The sequence below is a fragment of the Pedobacter sp. W3I1 genome, from assembly GCF_030816015.1.
Classification (GTDB): domain Bacteria; phylum Bacteroidota; class Bacteroidia; order Sphingobacteriales; family Sphingobacteriaceae; genus Pedobacter.
Genome location: NZ_JAUSXN010000001.1, coordinates 3,767,461 through 3,783,029 on the forward strand (window position 1 = coordinate 3,767,461; position 15,569 = coordinate 3,783,029).

Annotated in this window: 17 protein-coding genes; 3 read left to right on the forward strand and 14 right to left on the reverse strand. The window is 37.5% G+C overall.

Features of this window, described 5'->3' with window-relative positions; translation table 11 throughout:
• Positions 1-3: 3 nt before the first annotated feature.
• The 13 genes from QF042_RS15555 to QF042_RS15615 all read right to left on the reverse strand — a co-directional run bounded on the left by QF042_RS15555 (position 4) and on the right by QF042_RS15615 (position 11,617).
• On the reverse strand, positions 4-423 hold the full coding sequence (locus tag QF042_RS15555) for a GPW/gp25 family protein (protein ID WP_307529960.1): 420 nt from the start codon (positions 421-423) through the stop codon (positions 4-6).
• A 3-nt stretch (positions 424-426) separates the two neighbouring features.
• Positions 427-705 (reverse strand): PAAR domain-containing protein, encoded by a 279-nt coding sequence (locus QF042_RS15560; protein ID WP_307529963.1) that lies wholly within the window; start codon positions 703-705, stop codon positions 427-429.
• 4 nt (positions 706-709) lie between these two features.
• Positions 710-2,437: a type VI secretion system tip protein VgrG gene (vgrG, locus tag QF042_RS15565; protein WP_307529964.1), complete on the reverse strand. Its 1,728-nt coding sequence runs from the start codon at positions 2,435-2,437 to the stop codon at positions 710-712.
• Positions 2,438-2,443: 6 nt separating this feature from the next.
• Positions 2,444-3,163 carry a hypothetical protein gene (locus tag QF042_RS15570; protein ID WP_307529966.1) on the reverse strand — a complete coding sequence of 240 codons (720 nt, stop codon included), beginning with the start codon at positions 3,161-3,163 and terminating at the stop codon, positions 2,444-2,446.
• Between the two features lie 2 nt (positions 3,164-3,165).
• The gene (locus tag QF042_RS15575; protein ID WP_215127714.1) at positions 3,166-3,327 is read right to left on the reverse strand and encodes a DUF5908 family protein; all 162 of its coding nucleotides are present in this window, start codon (positions 3,325-3,327) and stop codon (positions 3,166-3,168) included.
• A 10-nt stretch (positions 3,328-3,337) separates the two neighbouring features.
• Positions 3,338-3,805 carry a phage tail protein gene (locus QF042_RS15580; protein ID WP_215127716.1) on the reverse strand — a complete coding sequence of 156 codons (468 nt, stop codon included), beginning with the start codon at positions 3,803-3,805 and terminating at the stop codon, positions 3,338-3,340.
• 5 nt (positions 3,806-3,810) lie between these two features.
• Positions 3,811-4,245: a phage tail protein gene (locus QF042_RS15585; protein ID WP_131031004.1), complete on the reverse strand. Its 435-nt coding sequence runs from the start codon at positions 4,243-4,245 to the stop codon at positions 3,811-3,813.
• 21 nt (positions 4,246-4,266) lie between these two features.
• Positions 4,267-5,712, reverse strand: coding sequence for a phage tail sheath C-terminal domain-containing protein (locus QF042_RS15590; RefSeq protein ID WP_307529972.1), 1,446 nt, complete (start codon positions 5,710-5,712; stop codon positions 4,267-4,269).
• Between the two features lie 4 nt (positions 5,713-5,716).
• The gene (locus QF042_RS15595; protein WP_307529974.1) at positions 5,717-7,498 is read right to left on the reverse strand and encodes a phage tail sheath C-terminal domain-containing protein; all 1,782 of its coding nucleotides are present in this window, start codon (positions 7,496-7,498) and stop codon (positions 5,717-5,719) included.
• A gap of 17 nt (positions 7,499-7,515) precedes the next feature.
• Positions 7,516-8,625 carry a hypothetical protein gene (locus QF042_RS15600; RefSeq protein WP_307529975.1) on the reverse strand — a complete coding sequence of 370 codons (1,110 nt, stop codon included), beginning with the start codon at positions 8,623-8,625 and terminating at the stop codon, positions 7,516-7,518.
• Positions 8,622-9,230 (reverse strand): DUF4255 domain-containing protein, encoded by a 609-nt coding sequence (locus QF042_RS15605; RefSeq protein ID WP_307529977.1) that lies wholly within the window; start codon positions 9,228-9,230, stop codon positions 8,622-8,624. Before QF042_RS15605 ends, QF042_RS15600 begins: the two co-directional genes overlap by 4 nt.
• 487 nt (positions 9,231-9,717) lie before the next feature.
• A complete protein-coding gene (locus QF042_RS15610; RefSeq protein ID WP_307529979.1) occupies positions 9,718-10,410 on the reverse strand; it encodes a lysoplasmalogenase in 693 nt (230 codons plus the stop codon).
• Complete coding sequence (locus QF042_RS15615) at positions 10,400-11,617, reverse strand: sterol desaturase family protein (RefSeq protein WP_307529981.1); 1,218 nt, start codon at positions 11,615-11,617, stop codon at positions 10,400-10,402. The genes QF042_RS15610 and QF042_RS15615 overlap by 11 nt, the downstream gene beginning before the upstream one ends.
• Positions 11,618-11,813: 196 nt before the next feature.
• Here QF042_RS15615 and QF042_RS15620 point away from each other — a divergent pair, with 196 nt between their 5' ends.
• The 3 genes from QF042_RS15620 to QF042_RS15630 all read left to right on the forward strand — a co-directional run bounded on the left by QF042_RS15620 (position 11,814) and on the right by QF042_RS15630 (position 14,228).
• Positions 11,814-12,164 carry a hypothetical protein gene (locus QF042_RS15620; RefSeq protein WP_307529983.1) on the forward strand — a complete coding sequence of 117 codons (351 nt, stop codon included), beginning with the start codon at positions 11,814-11,816 and terminating at the stop codon, positions 12,162-12,164.
• A gap of 519 nt (positions 12,165-12,683) precedes the next feature.
• A complete protein-coding gene (locus QF042_RS15625) occupies positions 12,684-13,322 on the forward strand; it encodes a phosphatase PAP2 family protein (RefSeq protein WP_307529985.1) in 639 nt (212 codons plus the stop codon).
• Between the two features lie 240 nt (positions 13,323-13,562).
• Entirely contained in the window at positions 13,563-14,228 is a 666-nt protein-coding gene (locus QF042_RS15630) for an HAD family phosphatase (RefSeq protein ID WP_307529987.1), read from the forward strand.
• 72 nt (positions 14,229-14,300) lie between these two features.
• On the opposite strand, the gene QF042_RS15635 is transcribed toward QF042_RS15630, so the two are convergent.
• A complete protein-coding gene (locus tag QF042_RS15635) occupies positions 14,301-15,473 on the reverse strand; it encodes an aldose epimerase family protein (protein WP_307529989.1) in 1,173 nt (390 codons plus the stop codon).
• Positions 15,474-15,569: the final 96 nt, after the last annotated feature.

The window sequence follows — 15,569 nt, forward strand, 5'->3', positions numbered from 1 at the left end:
TTTTCAAATATTTGTTCCTTCGGTTAAATAATAAGGGTATACAATATTGTTCCGGGTATTGGTGCTCCTAATGGTATATTCTACCACCAGGTTGATTATCCCAAACTCTACATTTTTAAAAACATCGAGTTTATCGAGCTTAATGCGCGGCTCGTAATAAATTATTGCTCTTCTAATCCTTTCTGTTATCCGCGTTACCAGTGTAACATTAATGGGTTCAAAAATCATATCTTCTACATTGCAACCATATTCTGCCTGCATTACCCTTTCGCCAACCGCTGTTCCGAACAGGATTTCCAGACTTTGATTAATATCAGTCACATCGCTTACCATATTGGTGGCAAAGCGTTTCATACCTTCGTATTTAACTATCTCTGGCGGAAAGGCCCATCCCTTGCCTAAAAAATTGCTTTTTGTATCCATTTTTTAACCTATTGAAACTGTGGGGCATCCAACTACAGCGCTTGCACCGCAAATACAGGTATCGCCTGTTCTAACTGCCGGCAAACCTCCTATTAATACTGTTGCGCTTCCTGCCGGAAAAGGGCTTACAGTAGGCTGATGAGTGTTGGGCGGCAATACACAAACATGATTATCGCCAACTACAGAGGCAGGCATACCGCCAATTAACACCGTGGGTACTCCAGGGCCTATAATGGTTCCACCGTGATTTGTGGTATCGGTAACTCTTGCCGCGTTTGCCATATTTTTAATTTATCTGCACCATACTTCCTTTAACTTTTGTAATGGCGGATGAACTTATTTCGGTACCTGCACTTCCGCTTAATTTTAACTGTGCGTTTGCATTGGTGGTAATGTTGGTTCCATCTATTTTAAAGTCGCCTGATGCTTTTAGTATGATATCTTTAATACTTTCTATCTTAATCCCATCCTCACTCATCTCTATTTTATTCCCGTTAATATCCTGAATGGCAATCTGCTTCTGATCTTCATCCAGCGTAATAAAATTGCCTCCGGGTGTTTCTATTTTAATGATCTTCTTTTCATCATCAAACAATACCTGAAGTTTTGATTTGGTAGATAATCCCTTCAAATAATTACCATCTTTTGCTTCTAAATGAGGCGGAAATGAACTGCTATACAATCTACCCAGAATCACGGCATCACGAGGATCATCATTTATAAAACCAATAATCACCTCATCGTTTATTTCAGGATTCCAAACCCATCCATGGTCTTTCCCGGCATCTACACTGGCCAATCTTGCCCAAATGCCATCGCCTTCATTTTCGACAGTGGGCAAACGTACCCTTATTCTATTTTCACCTTCAGGATCGCTTTCCAGTTGGGTAACAATGCCGATTTGCAAACCATTTACCGGAGGAATGATTCCTGTTGCAGGCTTTTCTACAATATCATCGAAATTGTAACTATGCAATTTTTTATCAAGGCCAAACTGCACATGGCTGTACCAGGCGGCTTCGCCAGAGTAACTGTGGATTACACCCGTAACCCAGCATTTTCCACTAAACCTTTCGCCTATGCCCAATAATTCGACTATAATTCCGGGTTTTAATTTGTTATCGCCCTGTACCCTAAAATTCCCGATAACCCTATTTAACCTGCTTCTAAACAATTGTGCTGTTGCCCATTCTGTCGATTCTTGTTCAGCCACATTGCCCGAATGATATAAGCTGTTATCTTCCCAGCCCAACACTTCTGCCAAATCATCGCCAGAAATATTACCTTGCTGAGGCAACGTTTTTGCTGTCGATGTACCTTCTTTTACTTCCTGATTGGTATAATTCCAATTTTTGGTAAGCACCTGCGGATACTGTGTGCGGGCATCCATCTGGGCCTCAAAATCATAAATTTCCGATCCGTAGGTATAAGTTGCTGTACTTTCCTGACTGGCATTTGGCATTCCAATCGTTAATTTTCCAGCCTCAGTGATAACCAAGGCACTGTTCAGTTCGGCCCGGGTAACAATAAAATCCCAGTTGCTGCAATTAAATTGTACCAGTTGTTTATGCTGTAAATTCAATCCGTCAATATCGGCAGTAATTCCATTCTGGCCTACCAAATCGGTTATTGCATCGTTATCACTTACGTCTTCCCATATCTTATTTTTCCGCCCTGCGGTAAGTTTAATGGCTTTATCTCTGCATTCTATTTCCATTTGGCTCCCATCTTCGTTAGCCCTAATGGTTTGGCTGATAATCAAACCCGAGAATATCACTTCATTTTCTCCATTGTAACCAGCAGCAATGCTTATTTCGGCGCCGGGAATAAAATTCGTTCCATTGCTTAAATCGAAATTTTGTGCAGCCGCGCTACCATCCATCACTACCACTTTAGCTTTAGGTATGGCGTTAACCAGATTGGTTACCACAATTTCTAAAATACCAACAGCATCGGGTAAAACTTGTCCGTTTACGGTAATGCTAAAGCTTTGTACTCCTGAGTTGGCTGGCATGGTATATTATTTTTCAATCGGTGGAAACGAAATGTTTTGTCCTTGTTTTAATTTCCTAAAATTGTTCAGTTTATTGGCTTTGGCTACTTCTAAATAATATCTATCGGTTTTATAAATATTGTAAGTCATTAAAGGAAGCGAATTATCGCCTTCAACATTCCTGTAGTGCGTTAAATCAGGCGAACTTCTCCGTTGTTCGTTAGATTGTTCGGTAAGGGAGGTATAACTGGTAAAAGTGCAGTCTGTTTTAGCCCTTAATGGTTTTCCGGTATTATCGAACAAGGTGTAGGTAACTTTAACAGCGGTTAACATTCCCTGAAAAGTGAGCTCGCCCCAGTGTATTTTTAAAAAATTTGGTTGATGGGTATCTTCTTTAATTTTAAAACAGGTATCGATAAATTTTTCGATTACTTTATGTACTGTTTTATCATTCTGTACATCGGTTTGAAAAGTAGAATTGCCCGAATAGGAAGCCGATGTAGCATCCCACAAAAGATCGAGATTTAACTCTTTACCCCTTGTTGATTTAAATTCGCCAACTCCATCTGCCGCATTTACAGGCGCATCCTGATCGAGTTCATTTTTGTAATCGATATAATAAGTATTGGGATTGTACAATACCTTAAAGGTTTCGATTGGTGAACCCGAAAAGTTATTGTCAGAATAAACATCTATTACGAGTTTTTCTAAATTACCCAATTCATCATGAAGCTGACTTAAAGCCATAGTTACCTCTCATTCTTATTTTTGATCTGTAATCTCAACTCCTCCAATGCCTTTTTCATTTTCTTATCTGTAGCTGTTTGGCCGGTTCTGCCTGGCAGTGTAGATCCGGCTACGTTATTGGTTACCGTTGCGGTAATGTTTAATTCTCTAATTTCTACTGGCATATAAATCCCTTTAAATTTCTACCCGCCTGAAGTATTGATGAGCAAACTCGATACTTTCGATCACCAATCCATTTTGTTGGGCGTTAAAACCCTCTATCGACCATCGTATTGGATATGCATTTACAAAATTCCAGGCCTGTAAGGGTTGATGTTCATCGTTAAGCAAAATCAATGTAATATCTTTCGGACTGAACGTAAAACTTTCTACACATTCTTTAAACCATTGCATGGCCTTAGAATTAAATAGCAAACCACGTTTTAGCGTAAGGTTACTATAGGTGATTGCCGTTGGGAGTTTATGCGCAAAGCGGTTTTCTCCACCTTCCTTATATTCTTCGGTAGCAATGCTCGATTCTAAACCAGTGGCATCGGTAAAACCTATATCATCTACCCCATCATAAGACAAACCCTCTATCTGCAATAGAAAATGAAATCCGACAGGAGGATTTGGCGATGGTGAATTGGATATAGAGAACATATAGTCTAGGTAAATTCGATGCTTAAACCTTCATGCGCCAACTCAACAGTTTCTATAGCCACCTCGTTACCGGTAGAATTTAGTGTTGGTCCATCTACTTTTGATGGCCAGGCTTGTCTAACTTTCCAAACCACCACCGGTTCGTGACTTTCGTTCAGTAAACTGATGGTAAGATCTCTCCGTTCTATTTTATTTAAACTCACGGTATTAAACCATTGAAAAAGTTCATTATCACCTTTTGTTATACCTCTTTTCATCGAAATTGCAGTGTATTGCTGCATTCCGGGCATTTTGGTAACGTGGTATTCTGGTGAGTTTCCTTCGCGATAATCTATCGATTGGGTTTCTACCGTTAAACCACTAACTTCTGTAAAACCAATTCGCGAGCCGCCCCATTCCACCTGAAAGTGAAATACCGGTAATGGATAAGTATTAGCCATAATTTTATAATTTATGATGAATTATTCTTGTAGTTTGTGTGAGAATTTCAGGATGATAAATTCTGCAGGCCTCACCGCTGCCATACCGATCTCCACATTCATTCTGCCCTCTAAAATATCGAGGGAAGTCATGGTGATTCCTAAGCCAATTCTAACGAAATAGGCATCATCGGGTTTTGCACCATGCAATGCACCCTGGCGCCATAACTGATTTAAAAAATTCTCGCACATGGCTTTTACACGCAACCAGGTATTGGCATCATTTGGTTCAAAAACCACAAATTCGGTGGCTTTTTTAACGCTTTCTTCTACAAAATTGTAAAAACGCCTTACCGAAATGTATCTCCATTCGTTATCGTTTCCGGCCAGGGTTCGGGCACCCCAAACTAATGTGCCTTTGCCTGTAAAAAAGCGGATTACATTGATTGATTTACCGGTAGTTGGATCTATATTTAGTGTCTCCTGTTGCTGTGCGGTCACTTTTAATGATGGTCCGGTAACCATTTTTACACTTTCATTAGCTGGTGCCTTCCATACGCCGCGATTGTTATCAACCCTGGCCATTATACCTGCAACAGCACTCGATGGTGGTAAATCAATTACATTTTTATCCATCTCGTTTGTTAAAGCACGATAAGTATTTAAATCCATTGCTTTTATAGCCGATAAAGTTGAATCGTTGTATGGGCCATTAACGCCATTTACCAGATGTTTTATTACAATAGAATCGTTGTAGCCGTAGCTTAAAGTACTTTGTAACCAGGGATAATAGACTGCACCATATTTTAAATAATCGGCACTGATATCATCTCTAATCACTCCGGCATCGGTAAAGGGCGAATCAGATAGCACCCAGGCATCAAAAATTGCAATGCGATCCTGTAGTTTAGCACATTGCGCCAAAGCGTAATCATAGGCATCTTTATAGCCCGAGGTAGCACCAAATGAAGTGTGTTTATCTGTAAAAATGAGCATGGTTGGTTCATCCACTTTTGCAATTGCATCTAAACAGGCCTTAGCTTTTACGGTTGTAATGGTTGAAGCTACATCGTAATTGCCGCACGAAACGATATAACAAGGACCACCGCCATTTGCATAAAACATTTGTATGGCATAGCACATATATTTACCGCTTGCAGCGCTCTTTTTAGCATTACAGGTGATTACGCGTTTTACTACCTTTCCAGCAACTTCGGTATCGGTTATGGTTGGGATTCCACTGGTTTCGAAAACCGCTGTTTCCGAATTGGCACCACCAAAATATTTTTGATAATCGAGAAATGAGGTAATCCGGATGGGTGTTGGCAATTTACTTCCAGTTGCTAAAATATCGTTTCCATTTTCATCTTTAGCAAATTCGGTTCTGCCCATAAAAGCCGGAATAGCCGTTTCTACAGGTGCTATTGACGCAGGCAGTTTACTTATTTCCTCTATATAAACGCCAGGGGTTTTATAATTGGTTGCCATAATTTTAAGATTTTGCTAATAAGTGAGAAAATTTAAGAACTATAAATTCTGCTGGTCTAACAGCTGCCATGCCAACCTCGATAATCAACCGTCCTTCTAAAATATCAAGGGCTGTCATCGTTATCCCCAGTCCTACATTTACAAAAAATGCATCCTCAGGTTTTGCACCAGCCAAAGCCCCTTGTCGCCACAGTTGATTTAAGAAATTCTGGCACATGGTTTTTACACGCATCCAGGTTTTGGCATCATTAGGTTCAAACACCACAAACTCCGTAGCTTTCTTTATCGATTCTTCAACCATAATAAAAAGTCGCCTAACGGGAACGTAACGCCACTCGTTATCATTTCCCGCCAATGTTCGGGCTCCCCAAACTAAGGTTCCCCTCCCTGCAAATTTTCTGATTACATTGATACTTTTACCTGATGTTGCATCTACATTGAGGTAATCTTGTTCTTCATCGCTTATTGTGATCAATGGTTTATCAACGGTAAGCACACTTACATTGGCTGGTGCTTTCCACACACCGCGTTCGTTATCTACCCGGGCCATAATACCTGCAACTATACCCGAAGGATAAAGTGGAACCGTATACGCATCAAGTGCTGCTTTTATCTGATTAAACAAGGCAAAATCATTGCTATCAAATCCACCCTTTAAAAACGGAGCACTTAAGGTTATGCGTGGAATATTTCCCTTTGGATCATAAACAAGGGGAATAGCATTTCCGGCATTACCTGCTGTTTTAGCGGTAATGGTTACCACCGCCACGTTTGCTGTAGCATCTACCAAAGCCATTAAATCTGTATTACCTGCAATTGCGGCTCTTAAAGCTGCTGCTGTAGCGGTTTCGTCGGCACCGATTACAATACCATCTGTACCGCCAAAAGTAAAGCTAAACCCTGCTATGGCAATAGAATGCCCGGTTAAGGTAATACCATCTATGGTTATTGTAGCTTTGGCTTTCACACCAGTGACCGCATTTTTTTCAGTAATTTTAGTAATTGATTTTTTGGTATTTCCTGCTTTTTTATAAATGCCGGAATTGGTACCTGTACGGTTGTCGTCGGCAATTTTGATATTTTCATCAGTTACACGGTTGTAACTGGCTCCACTTTGTATCTGTGGATAGTAAGTGGCACCATATTTAAGGTTATCTGCGCTTACAAAATCATTTCTAAATTTATCGGCCACTAAATAAGCCGTTGTTAAGCCTGCTTGTGGGGTATCCATTATGGTAAAGCGATCCTGCAATTTGGCACATTGTGCCAGCATGGCATCGTTTAATTCTTTTATATCCGCACCAGAATTTAAAGCTGTAATTTCAGGAATAAGCAGGAGGGTGATTTCATCTTCCCGTTCGCAAGCCTGTAAACCAAGTTTTAATTCAGACTTTGTTATATCTGGCGTATCTTCAAAAGTACCAACAGAAACAACCCAGCAAGGACCACCTCCATTTTCGTAAAACATTTTTACATGGTAGTATAAGATATAGCCAGAAACGGTAGTTGCAGGAGTAACATCAATCTTTGGCGTTAATTTACCTGGTTCGGGTTCATTAATGGTTACTTCCAGTACTTCTGGAAAGGCACCGCCGAAAAAAACCTCAAATTCCAGCAGAGAGGTAATACGCACCGGGTTATTAATAGCAAAAGCAACACCGTTTTTTTCCCGCTTTGCGGTATATCCGATAAAGCCTGGTATTGCGGTTTCTACCTGTGCAATTGATGGGGGTATTGTCGAAATCTCTTCAATATATACTCCCGGATGTTTATAGGTTAGCGCCATATCATCATGAATTATTTTTAAACATATACATATATTTTACTCTCCTCTCCCGCTTGTTTCTCGGGCATTGGGTTTGGCAAATTCCTGGTTAAAACCACTTCCGTCCCTCCATCTTTTTTACTTAGTTCTAAGCCCACTTTTACCTTTTGATAAAAAGGAATCTTAACATTGCTTTTAAAAAGCAGTATATCCGCATCGGCTATTTTATTAATCGGATCAGGATCATTGGGAGGCACAGGGTTCCCGGCAAAAGTATATTTAGCATAAGCCGGAATGCCGCTGGGCGTACCATCCAAACTTTTATCTTTCACCAATAAATCAAAATCATCTAAATCAATCCCACTCTGGTTAATTACATAATATTTCCAGATGGTAGATTTCCTCAAAAAATTGATCAAAAACTTTGTTTCTGTAACTACTGCATTGCTTGCTGGCAGCTTTAACTCCAGTACACCAAAAATTGACCGGGAACTTAATCCGTTGCTTTTAAAAATCTTATAACTTAGTAAGTCATTTCCTGTATCGGCTGCATTTTTGATCGATATGTTATATAACCCATCGGGTAATCTGCTCATATCGAGCAGTTTTTCAAAAACTTTACTGCTATTGATTTTAATTTTATAAGGACCATTAATGGGCAAGCCATCGGTATCAAAAGCAATAACCAGGTTATTTTCTGTTGAAGAATTTACCCTTAAGGTAACTTCGGTATTTGCAGGAGGAAGGATAAAATCTAAATTCATCAAATCGCCCACAATGCCATCCATAATCTGGTATTCGAGATTGCTGCTTAAACCGTTGTTTGAGAAATAAATCTTTTTATTGCTTAAAAAATCCTTGTCCGGAGCCGTTTCATTTAGCTGTGTGATGGCCAAAAATTTTGCTGCATTATTGAGGTTAATACCAAATTGCAATGTGGTATCTAAAAACTCTATTTTGGGTTTTAAATCTGCTCCTATTTCAGTTATAATATTAAACCCGGTATCAAATATTTTGAATAGCCAGCGTTGGTTAATGATTGTTTTTGTGGAGGCAGTTGTAGCTACAAAACTCAAATCATTACTCAAATTATCTTCGTAGTAATTATGATGCACATTAACTGAAAATAATTTACGGTAGGCTGTCATAACTTAGTTCCTGTGTTTAATACAATATTTTCCACCAATCCATCTGGCACCAATTGAACATTTTCCTGTACGGTAATCATCCTGATTTTATATAAAACCGATGGCAGATAGCTGTGACCAATAATACTCCAGAAATGGTTCATCTGTTCAAAATTGAAGCTAAAAAGCTCCGCACTTAAACGTTCAATATGACTATCAATAGCGCTTAGCAAAGGAGAATTGGCTTGTGTAAATACGTTTTTGCCCTGAAAAAATGAGATTACCTGTGATAGTTTTTTTAGGCCTTCCAAATAATCCAATGTTGGCGATTCCGTACCGGCATGATTAAAATTTGCAGAAATAAGTACGTACAAATTAAGGTAAATATCAGGGTTGCGTGTCTCTATTTCGCCAAGCATATTCCTTACGGTAACCCTTTGATCTTTTATTGCCCTATCCTCTTCAATGTTCATCAGCGTAATGCCCATCGTTTTTTCGGGTATAGCCAATTTGCCTTCAGAAACAACACTGCTTACTACGATAAAATCATCGTTACTTGTATTGGCAATATTGTTTAGATATCCATTAATTTCTTTCGAAATAAAATCAAGCGCAGTGTTAATCATAGATAAATATTTGGAGCAGGAATCCGTTTGATATTCAAACGATTAGCATAAACTTAGATAAGAATGCACCGAAGTTATTAACAATTATAAAAAAAGTTATTAACACTCCACAGGGGTCAAAAAACTGTCATTAAAATGTAAGGATAGGACTTTTAGCAAAAATTAATCCCCGAAAGAGTTAGTTATTAACAGACTAAAAATCAAGTTGTTAAAAACAACTCATAGGAATAAATCTTTTTTTTGAGTGAAAAAGTTTTTATTTTTATAAAAATAAACGCTGAGACTAACTAAAAATGTCAAAAAAGCTCACAAAGCACCATTAAATGCGTATTCCTACTGATACGTATTTGTGATTTTAAGTTTTTTAATCGGATTAATCGAGAAAATATCACCAGGCTTATTACAGAAAATAATATTATTTCAGTTGCACTCAAGTACACGCTGCTGTAAACAATCGAAAACAAAACAAACATAGAATCTATTTTGATTAAATCGCGGTACGTTTTACCACTAACTCCCGTGTTACCGTACCATAAACAATCAAGTACTGTGCAATCATATAAGTCGCCATAATTAAAGCACCGCCCTGTGGAATGGGTTGAGCAAATTTATTCACGGCCAACACACTGTCAGACAATAAGAAAAACAGTGCGCCGTACAGGATGAGTTTAAAACTGAAAATATTCACTTTCCCATACCGGTTAACGGCCATTAGCGCCATTACACAAATAATAATCGCATATATCAGCACAGGAAACTGCAGTGCACCCAAATTTGGCTGGAGGTAAAAAAACAGACCTGAGCAAAAAATAGCAAATGCCCCTACCGCCCACAAAAAGTAAGGTGTTTTATGATTTGGATTTGATTTATGATCGAGTGTAAATGCCCTGATGTAAAAAATATGACAGGCTAAAAAGGCGATTAACCCGTAAATAAAAAAACTCGGTTTACCGCTTTGAAGCATCAGCAAAATATCACCAAGCCATGCAAAAATTAATCCAGCAAAAATTCTTTTGTGGAAACGCCCTTTCAAATTGGTACTGAGATAAAGCCATACTAAAAGTACCATTACAATTAGTGGCTTAGAGAAATTACGCAATTCGATCATATTGGCATATTCTGCATATAGCTGAACTACAAATACAAGGAAAAATATAAATGAAAATAGCTTAGTCTTCATCAAGATCAGGATTTGCCTTTTGCAAATTAAAAAACCAAATTACGGATATTAACTGGAGAGCCACAAAAATTACCTGATATCCGACCGGAAATTTCAAAAACAAAACCAGTAAAATACCAAATAACAACCTAAAATATTCAAACTTAATTTGCCATACTTTCTGTTCTAACAATGCACCGCAGGTAATTAACGTGAATATAGTAAAAATAGCCCCACAAACTAAGGGAATGGTTTCCATTTTGTGATAAGAAAACAATATCGCAGAGCCCGCCGTTAAAGCAACCAAAAACTGGATTAAAACATAACCTGTTAATTTTGATTGATATACCGGATTATATTTTTTATAAGTTTCTACATTTATTTCTGGCGCAGCTTGAAATCCACCCAGGTGTGATGGAAACCAGCCAGGAGGTTTAAGAAAAACTTTAATTTTATCGCTGAATTTAGGTGATTGCTTTGCTGTTTTAACCAGATCATCCCAATAATGAAGATTTGCCCAAACGGGATTCCAACTGGCTAAAGGTTTGGTGATACCATAATAAACCTCTTCTTCTTCTTTCTGAAAAGTTCCAAAAAGGCGATCCCAGATAATTAATGTACCGGCGTGGTTTTTATCGATATATTTTGGGTTAGAACCATGATGTACCCGATGATGTGATGGTGTATTTAAAATATACTCTAAAAAGCCCATGCTTTTAATGGCTCTGGTATGAATCCAAAACTGGTATAAAGTATTGAAAGAACTTAATGTTAAGAACATAATAGGATCAAAACCAACAAATGCCAATGGGAGGTAAAACACCCAGCTAAACCAGCCCTGAAACCAGCTTTGCCTTAAGGCCACGGTTAAATTGTATTCTTCTGATTGATGATGTACAATATGTGATGCCCATAAAGCATTTACTTCATGACTCATCCGATGAAACCAATAATAGAAAAAATCGACACCAATAAATAGCAATATCCAAACCCATATTGTTTTAGGCAATTCAAATAAACGCCAGTGCTCAAAAATATATTTGTAACCAAAAAACAATGCGGTTTTCACAAAAATACCGGTGAGCTGCTGCCCTATTCCCTGACTTAAATTGGCAATACTGTCGTTAAGCCGATAAAAATTTAGTTTCTTATAAAAATTATAGGCCAATTCTATTCCGATGAGAATAAAAAAAACAGGTACAGATAAAGCAATGTAGTCTACTTTCATATCAACACAAAAAATATTTGGCTAGCAATATTTACCTTACAATTTAGAAAATTTTCAGGTCAACCTAAAATCTAATTCATGTAATATTTATGCTTGTTTGGTTTTAGTTATTAATTTCTATCAAATTCACCTTAACTTTGAAAAGCTAAACTAATGGTTTTGGCGGTATTAAATTTTCATTTAAATCATCCCACCTATGAAAAAGTTATCTCTCCTTCTTTTGCTGATTGCCACAGCATTTTATGCAAAGAGCCAAACGTTGGTATTAGCCAAAGATGCCGCTCAATATGTCGGTAAAAATGTAACCATTTGCGACTCGGTATATAGTGCAAAGGCTTTAGATAAATTAACGCTAATTAATTTAGGCGGCGCCTATCCAAAAGAGCTGATTACCGTAATCATCAATAAAGAAGATGAGCGTAAATTCCCTTCTGAACCTTCGAGCATGTTTATAGGAAATAAAATTTGTGTTACTGGAGTCGTATCAGATTTTAAAGGTAAAAAACAGATTTTAGTTACTGATCCGAAGCAGATTATTGTAAAATAATCAATTAATCATCAAACTGTGGCATTGTTGCGGCCTTAGCCGCCATCGTAAATCAGCACTTTCTTCAAAACGATGGACTTTAAATTCTCCTATTTATTGGCTTAAGAAACCCTTATTACAGGTGAAATTATCAAACTAAATGGTAGAAACGATCGATATCTATCAACCTAAGCTCCTCCTAATTTAAAGGAGGTAGGCTTCGGCTGGAGCGTTAATACAACAATATGATTTATGTGTAAATTTCGAATGGTGTGCCTCTTCAGTCGGCAGGAAATTAATCCTGCCAACCTCGTAAGCATAGATATCCTTATTATCTGATTCGAAGATTAAAAATCATTTCAACATATCATAATGGATTATACAGATAGGCGTATTTCCTTGATGAATCGTTTTATTTCCTTGATGAATATTTTTGGTCTTGTAGTTTTCCTTATACTTTTAGCGCATCTATTTTTAAAAAACTAAAACTTTTTGTATCTATTCGCATAAAATACATAGTTTTGATTTTTTGATCGACCTATGGCTATACTTTTAAAACGAAATACACTAATTTTTATACTCATTGTACTGATAGCTGCTTTTACTTATTTAAGTTTTTTTATTGCACAACATCCCATACTTGATTTAGACATTAAAGCTTCTTTATTTATTCAGCAATACCAGGCAGATTGGTTAGATAAATTGATATTGGCAATCAGTTTTTTTGGAGAACTTCCTTTTTCATTACTTTCGGTAGTGGTGGTTGCTGCTATATTTTATCAGCAAAAGTATAAACGCGAAGGCCTATTCATTTCAACGGTTCTATTGTCTGGATTAATCATCCTGGGTATAAAAAATGTGATTAACCGCCCACGCCCTACTGCATTTTACGTACGGATGGTGGAAGTAAACCGGTTTCAAAGCTATCCCAGCGGGCATGTACTTTCTTATACGCTCTTTTTTGGGTTCTTAATTATTTTGATGAATACGTTAAAAGATGTGCCAAAGCTGACTAAAAATCTAGTGACTTATTTATCAGCATTTTTGATGATTACCATTGCCCCATCCCGAATTTACCTGGGTGCACATTGGTTTACTGATACCGTTGGTGGTTTTTTGTTGGGCTTAATTTGCCTTTTCCCACTTTGTTACTTCTATTTTAAAAAGAAAACAGATTAACTCTTTTCTTCCAGTTTTTCTTTCCTCTCTTTGATCCTGCTTAAAGTTTAGATCCGCATCCCCAAATAGCTGACTAAAAATTATTATAAAGAGCAAAACAGCCAAAAACTATGGTTGTTGAAAATTTATTTTTTCCTTATTGTTTCTGGCACCACCCTAAGGAATAAATTTTTCGTCAAATTTTCGTATTGATGACTGTATTTTAACTTAATCATAAAAAAATCTGATAATTTTGCCGCCATGACGAATAATAAACCCAAAGCTTTTCTTTTCGATCTTAATGGAACCATGATTAATGATATGGCTTTCCACAATCATGCCTGGCATAATATACTTACGCAAGATTTAGGTGCAAGCATAAGCTTCGATGCCGTTAAAAAACAGATGTATGGTAAAAACCAGGATCTGTTGGAACGTGTTTTTGGTGTTGGTCATTTCTCACAGGAACAAATTGATCAGATTTCTATCGAAAAAGAACATCGGTATCAAGCCGCTTATAAAAAACATTTAACATTAATAGCTGGGTTAGGCGATTTTTTAGAAAAAGCAAAACAATCAGGCATTCAAATGGCAATTGGTTCGGCAGCCATTCCTTTCAACATTAATTTTGTACTCGATAACTTAAATATCCGTTCTTATTTTAAAGCCATAGTAAGTGCCGAAGATGTGGTGAATAGTAAACCAGATCCGGAAACCTTTACCAAAGGGGCTGAAATTTTAGGTGTTGCAGCTAGCGAATGTATTGTTTTTGAAGATGCGCCAAAGGGTGTTGAAGCTGCGCAAAATGCCGGAATGAAATGTGCTGTACTTACAACTATGCACACCAGGGAAGAATTTTCAGCTTACCATAACATTATTGCTTTTATAGAAGATTATACAGATCCCCTGATACAGGATCTTTTCTAAAATACATAAGGCCCGTATTTCTAAAGGCCTTATGTATTTATCATCGCTAAGACGTAGGAATCACCAAAACACTTATTTGGTAAATTTATAAACTGAACTGGTTTTATATACCTCCCCAGGTTTTAAAACCGTAGATGGAAAAGCAGGCTGATTTGGTGAATCTGGAAAATGCTGTGTTTCCAATGCAATTGCTGTTCTGAAATCATCTTTAGCACCAGTTTTAAAGGTATTTTTACTTTGCATAAAGTTTCCGCTGTAAAATTGTAAGCCTGGCTCTTGCGTATAAATATCCATAACTATACCCGACTTATCTCCTTTAACGGTAGCCGCATGGAACATGCCCATCGCTTTGGTTTTATTCAGCACGTAATTATGGTCATAACCTTTCCCGAAAGTTAACTGTTCGTTTTTATCGTTTATACGTGCACCAATAGGAGTTGCAGTAGTGAAATCGAACGGAGTTCCCTTAACCTTTTCAATTTTTCCCGTCGGGATCAAAGTAGAATCAACAGGTGTGTATTCATCTGCATAAATCTGCACCTCGTGGTTCAAAATCTCACCGCTTCCATCGCCATTTAAATTAAAAAATGCATGATTTGTTAAATTTACAACTGTAGTTTTATCTGTTTTAGCCTCATAATCCATTTTCAGTTCATTATCATCTGTTAACGTATAAGTCACCTTAACATCTAAATTACCAGGAAAATTTTCGTCGCCATCTTTTGATAAATAATGAAGTACTAAGGTATTGGCGTTGGGCTGACTGGCATCCCAAACTACATATTGATAGCCTTTTTTACCGCCATGCAGTGTATTCTGACCGTTATTGGTAAATAGCGAATAGGTTTTGCCTTCAAGTGTAAACTTACCTTTTGCTATGCGGTTACCATATCGGCCAATGGTTGCGCCAAAATAGGGTTCGGTTGATTTTTCATAATCACTAACACTCTTAAAACCCACTACCACATCAACCAGCTTACCATCTTTATTGGGTACCAATAAACTAACCAGGCGCCCACCGTAGTTGGTAAAAATGGCTTCTGCATTATTCTTATTCTTTAAGGTGTACAATGCCGTTTGTTTACCATCAATTTCCTTTTTAAAAGAATCGGCAACAAGTTTTATAACTGCTACTGAATCGCCTTTTAAACTATCTGCTGATGAAGATTTTTTGGTTCCGGATTGACAGGATGCAAAGCCAATTACAGCCAGCACACCCAGGCTCGTTAATGATTTTAGTTTCATAAAATGGAATACTTGGTTTAGATTTTTAATTAAGTTTTTTAAATATAAGCATATCACTTAATTTTACAAATAAAACGATTTAGAAGAATTGAAACG

Bases quoted from the DNA above. Each gene is read 5' to 3' on its own strand.
- QF042_RS15555 (WP_307529960.1), bottom strand. From the start codon at position 423: ATGGATACAAAAAGCAATTTTTTAGGCAAGGGATGGGCCTTTCCGCCA.
- QF042_RS15560 (WP_307529963.1), bottom strand. From the start codon at position 705: ATGGCAAACGCGGCAAGAGTTACCGATACCACAAATCACGGTGGAACC.
- vgrG (WP_307529964.1), bottom strand. From the start codon at position 2,437: ATGCCAGCCAACTCAGGAGTACAAAGCTTTAGCATTACCGTAAACGGA.
- QF042_RS15570 (WP_307529966.1), bottom strand. From the start codon at position 3,163: ATGGCTTTAAGTCAGCTTCATGATGAATTGGGTAATTTAGAAAAACTC.
- QF042_RS15575 (WP_215127714.1), bottom strand. From the start codon at position 3,327: ATGCCAGTAGAAATTAGAGAATTAAACATTACCGCAACGGTAACCAAT.
- QF042_RS15580 (WP_215127716.1), bottom strand. From the start codon at position 3,805: ATGTTCTCTATATCCAATTCACCATCGCCAAATCCTCCTGTCGGATTT.
- QF042_RS15585 (WP_131031004.1), bottom strand. From the start codon at position 4,245: ATGGCTAATACTTATCCATTACCGGTATTTCACTTTCAGGTGGAATGG.
- QF042_RS15590 (WP_307529972.1), bottom strand. From the start codon at position 5,712: ATGGCAACCAATTATAAAACCCCTGGCGTTTATATAGAGGAAATAAGT.
- QF042_RS15595 (WP_307529974.1), bottom strand. From the start codon at position 7,498: ATGGCGCTAACCTATAAACATCCGGGAGTATATATTGAAGAGATTTCG.
- QF042_RS15600 (WP_307529975.1), bottom strand. From the start codon at position 8,625: ATGACAGCCTACCGTAAATTATTTTCAGTTAATGTGCATCATAATTAC.
- QF042_RS15605 (WP_307529977.1), bottom strand. From the start codon at position 9,230: ATGATTAACACTGCGCTTGATTTTATTTCGAAAGAAATTAATGGATAT.
- QF042_RS15610 (WP_307529979.1), bottom strand. From the start codon at position 10,410: ATGAAGACTAAGCTATTTTCATTTATATTTTTCCTTGTATTTGTAGTT.
- QF042_RS15615 (WP_307529981.1), bottom strand. From the start codon at position 11,617: ATGAAAGTAGACTACATTGCTTTATCTGTACCTGTTTTTTTTATTCTC.
- QF042_RS15620 (WP_307529983.1), top strand. From the start codon at position 11,814: ATGAAAAAGTTATCTCTCCTTCTTTTGCTGATTGCCACAGCATTTTAT.
- QF042_RS15625 (WP_307529985.1), top strand. From the start codon at position 12,684: ATGGCTATACTTTTAAAACGAAATACACTAATTTTTATACTCATTGTA.
- QF042_RS15630 (WP_307529987.1), top strand. From the start codon at position 13,563: ATGACGAATAATAAACCCAAAGCTTTTCTTTTCGATCTTAATGGAACC.
- QF042_RS15635 (WP_307529989.1), bottom strand. From the start codon at position 15,473: ATGAAACTAAAATCATTAACGAGCCTGGGTGTGCTGGCTGTAATTGGC.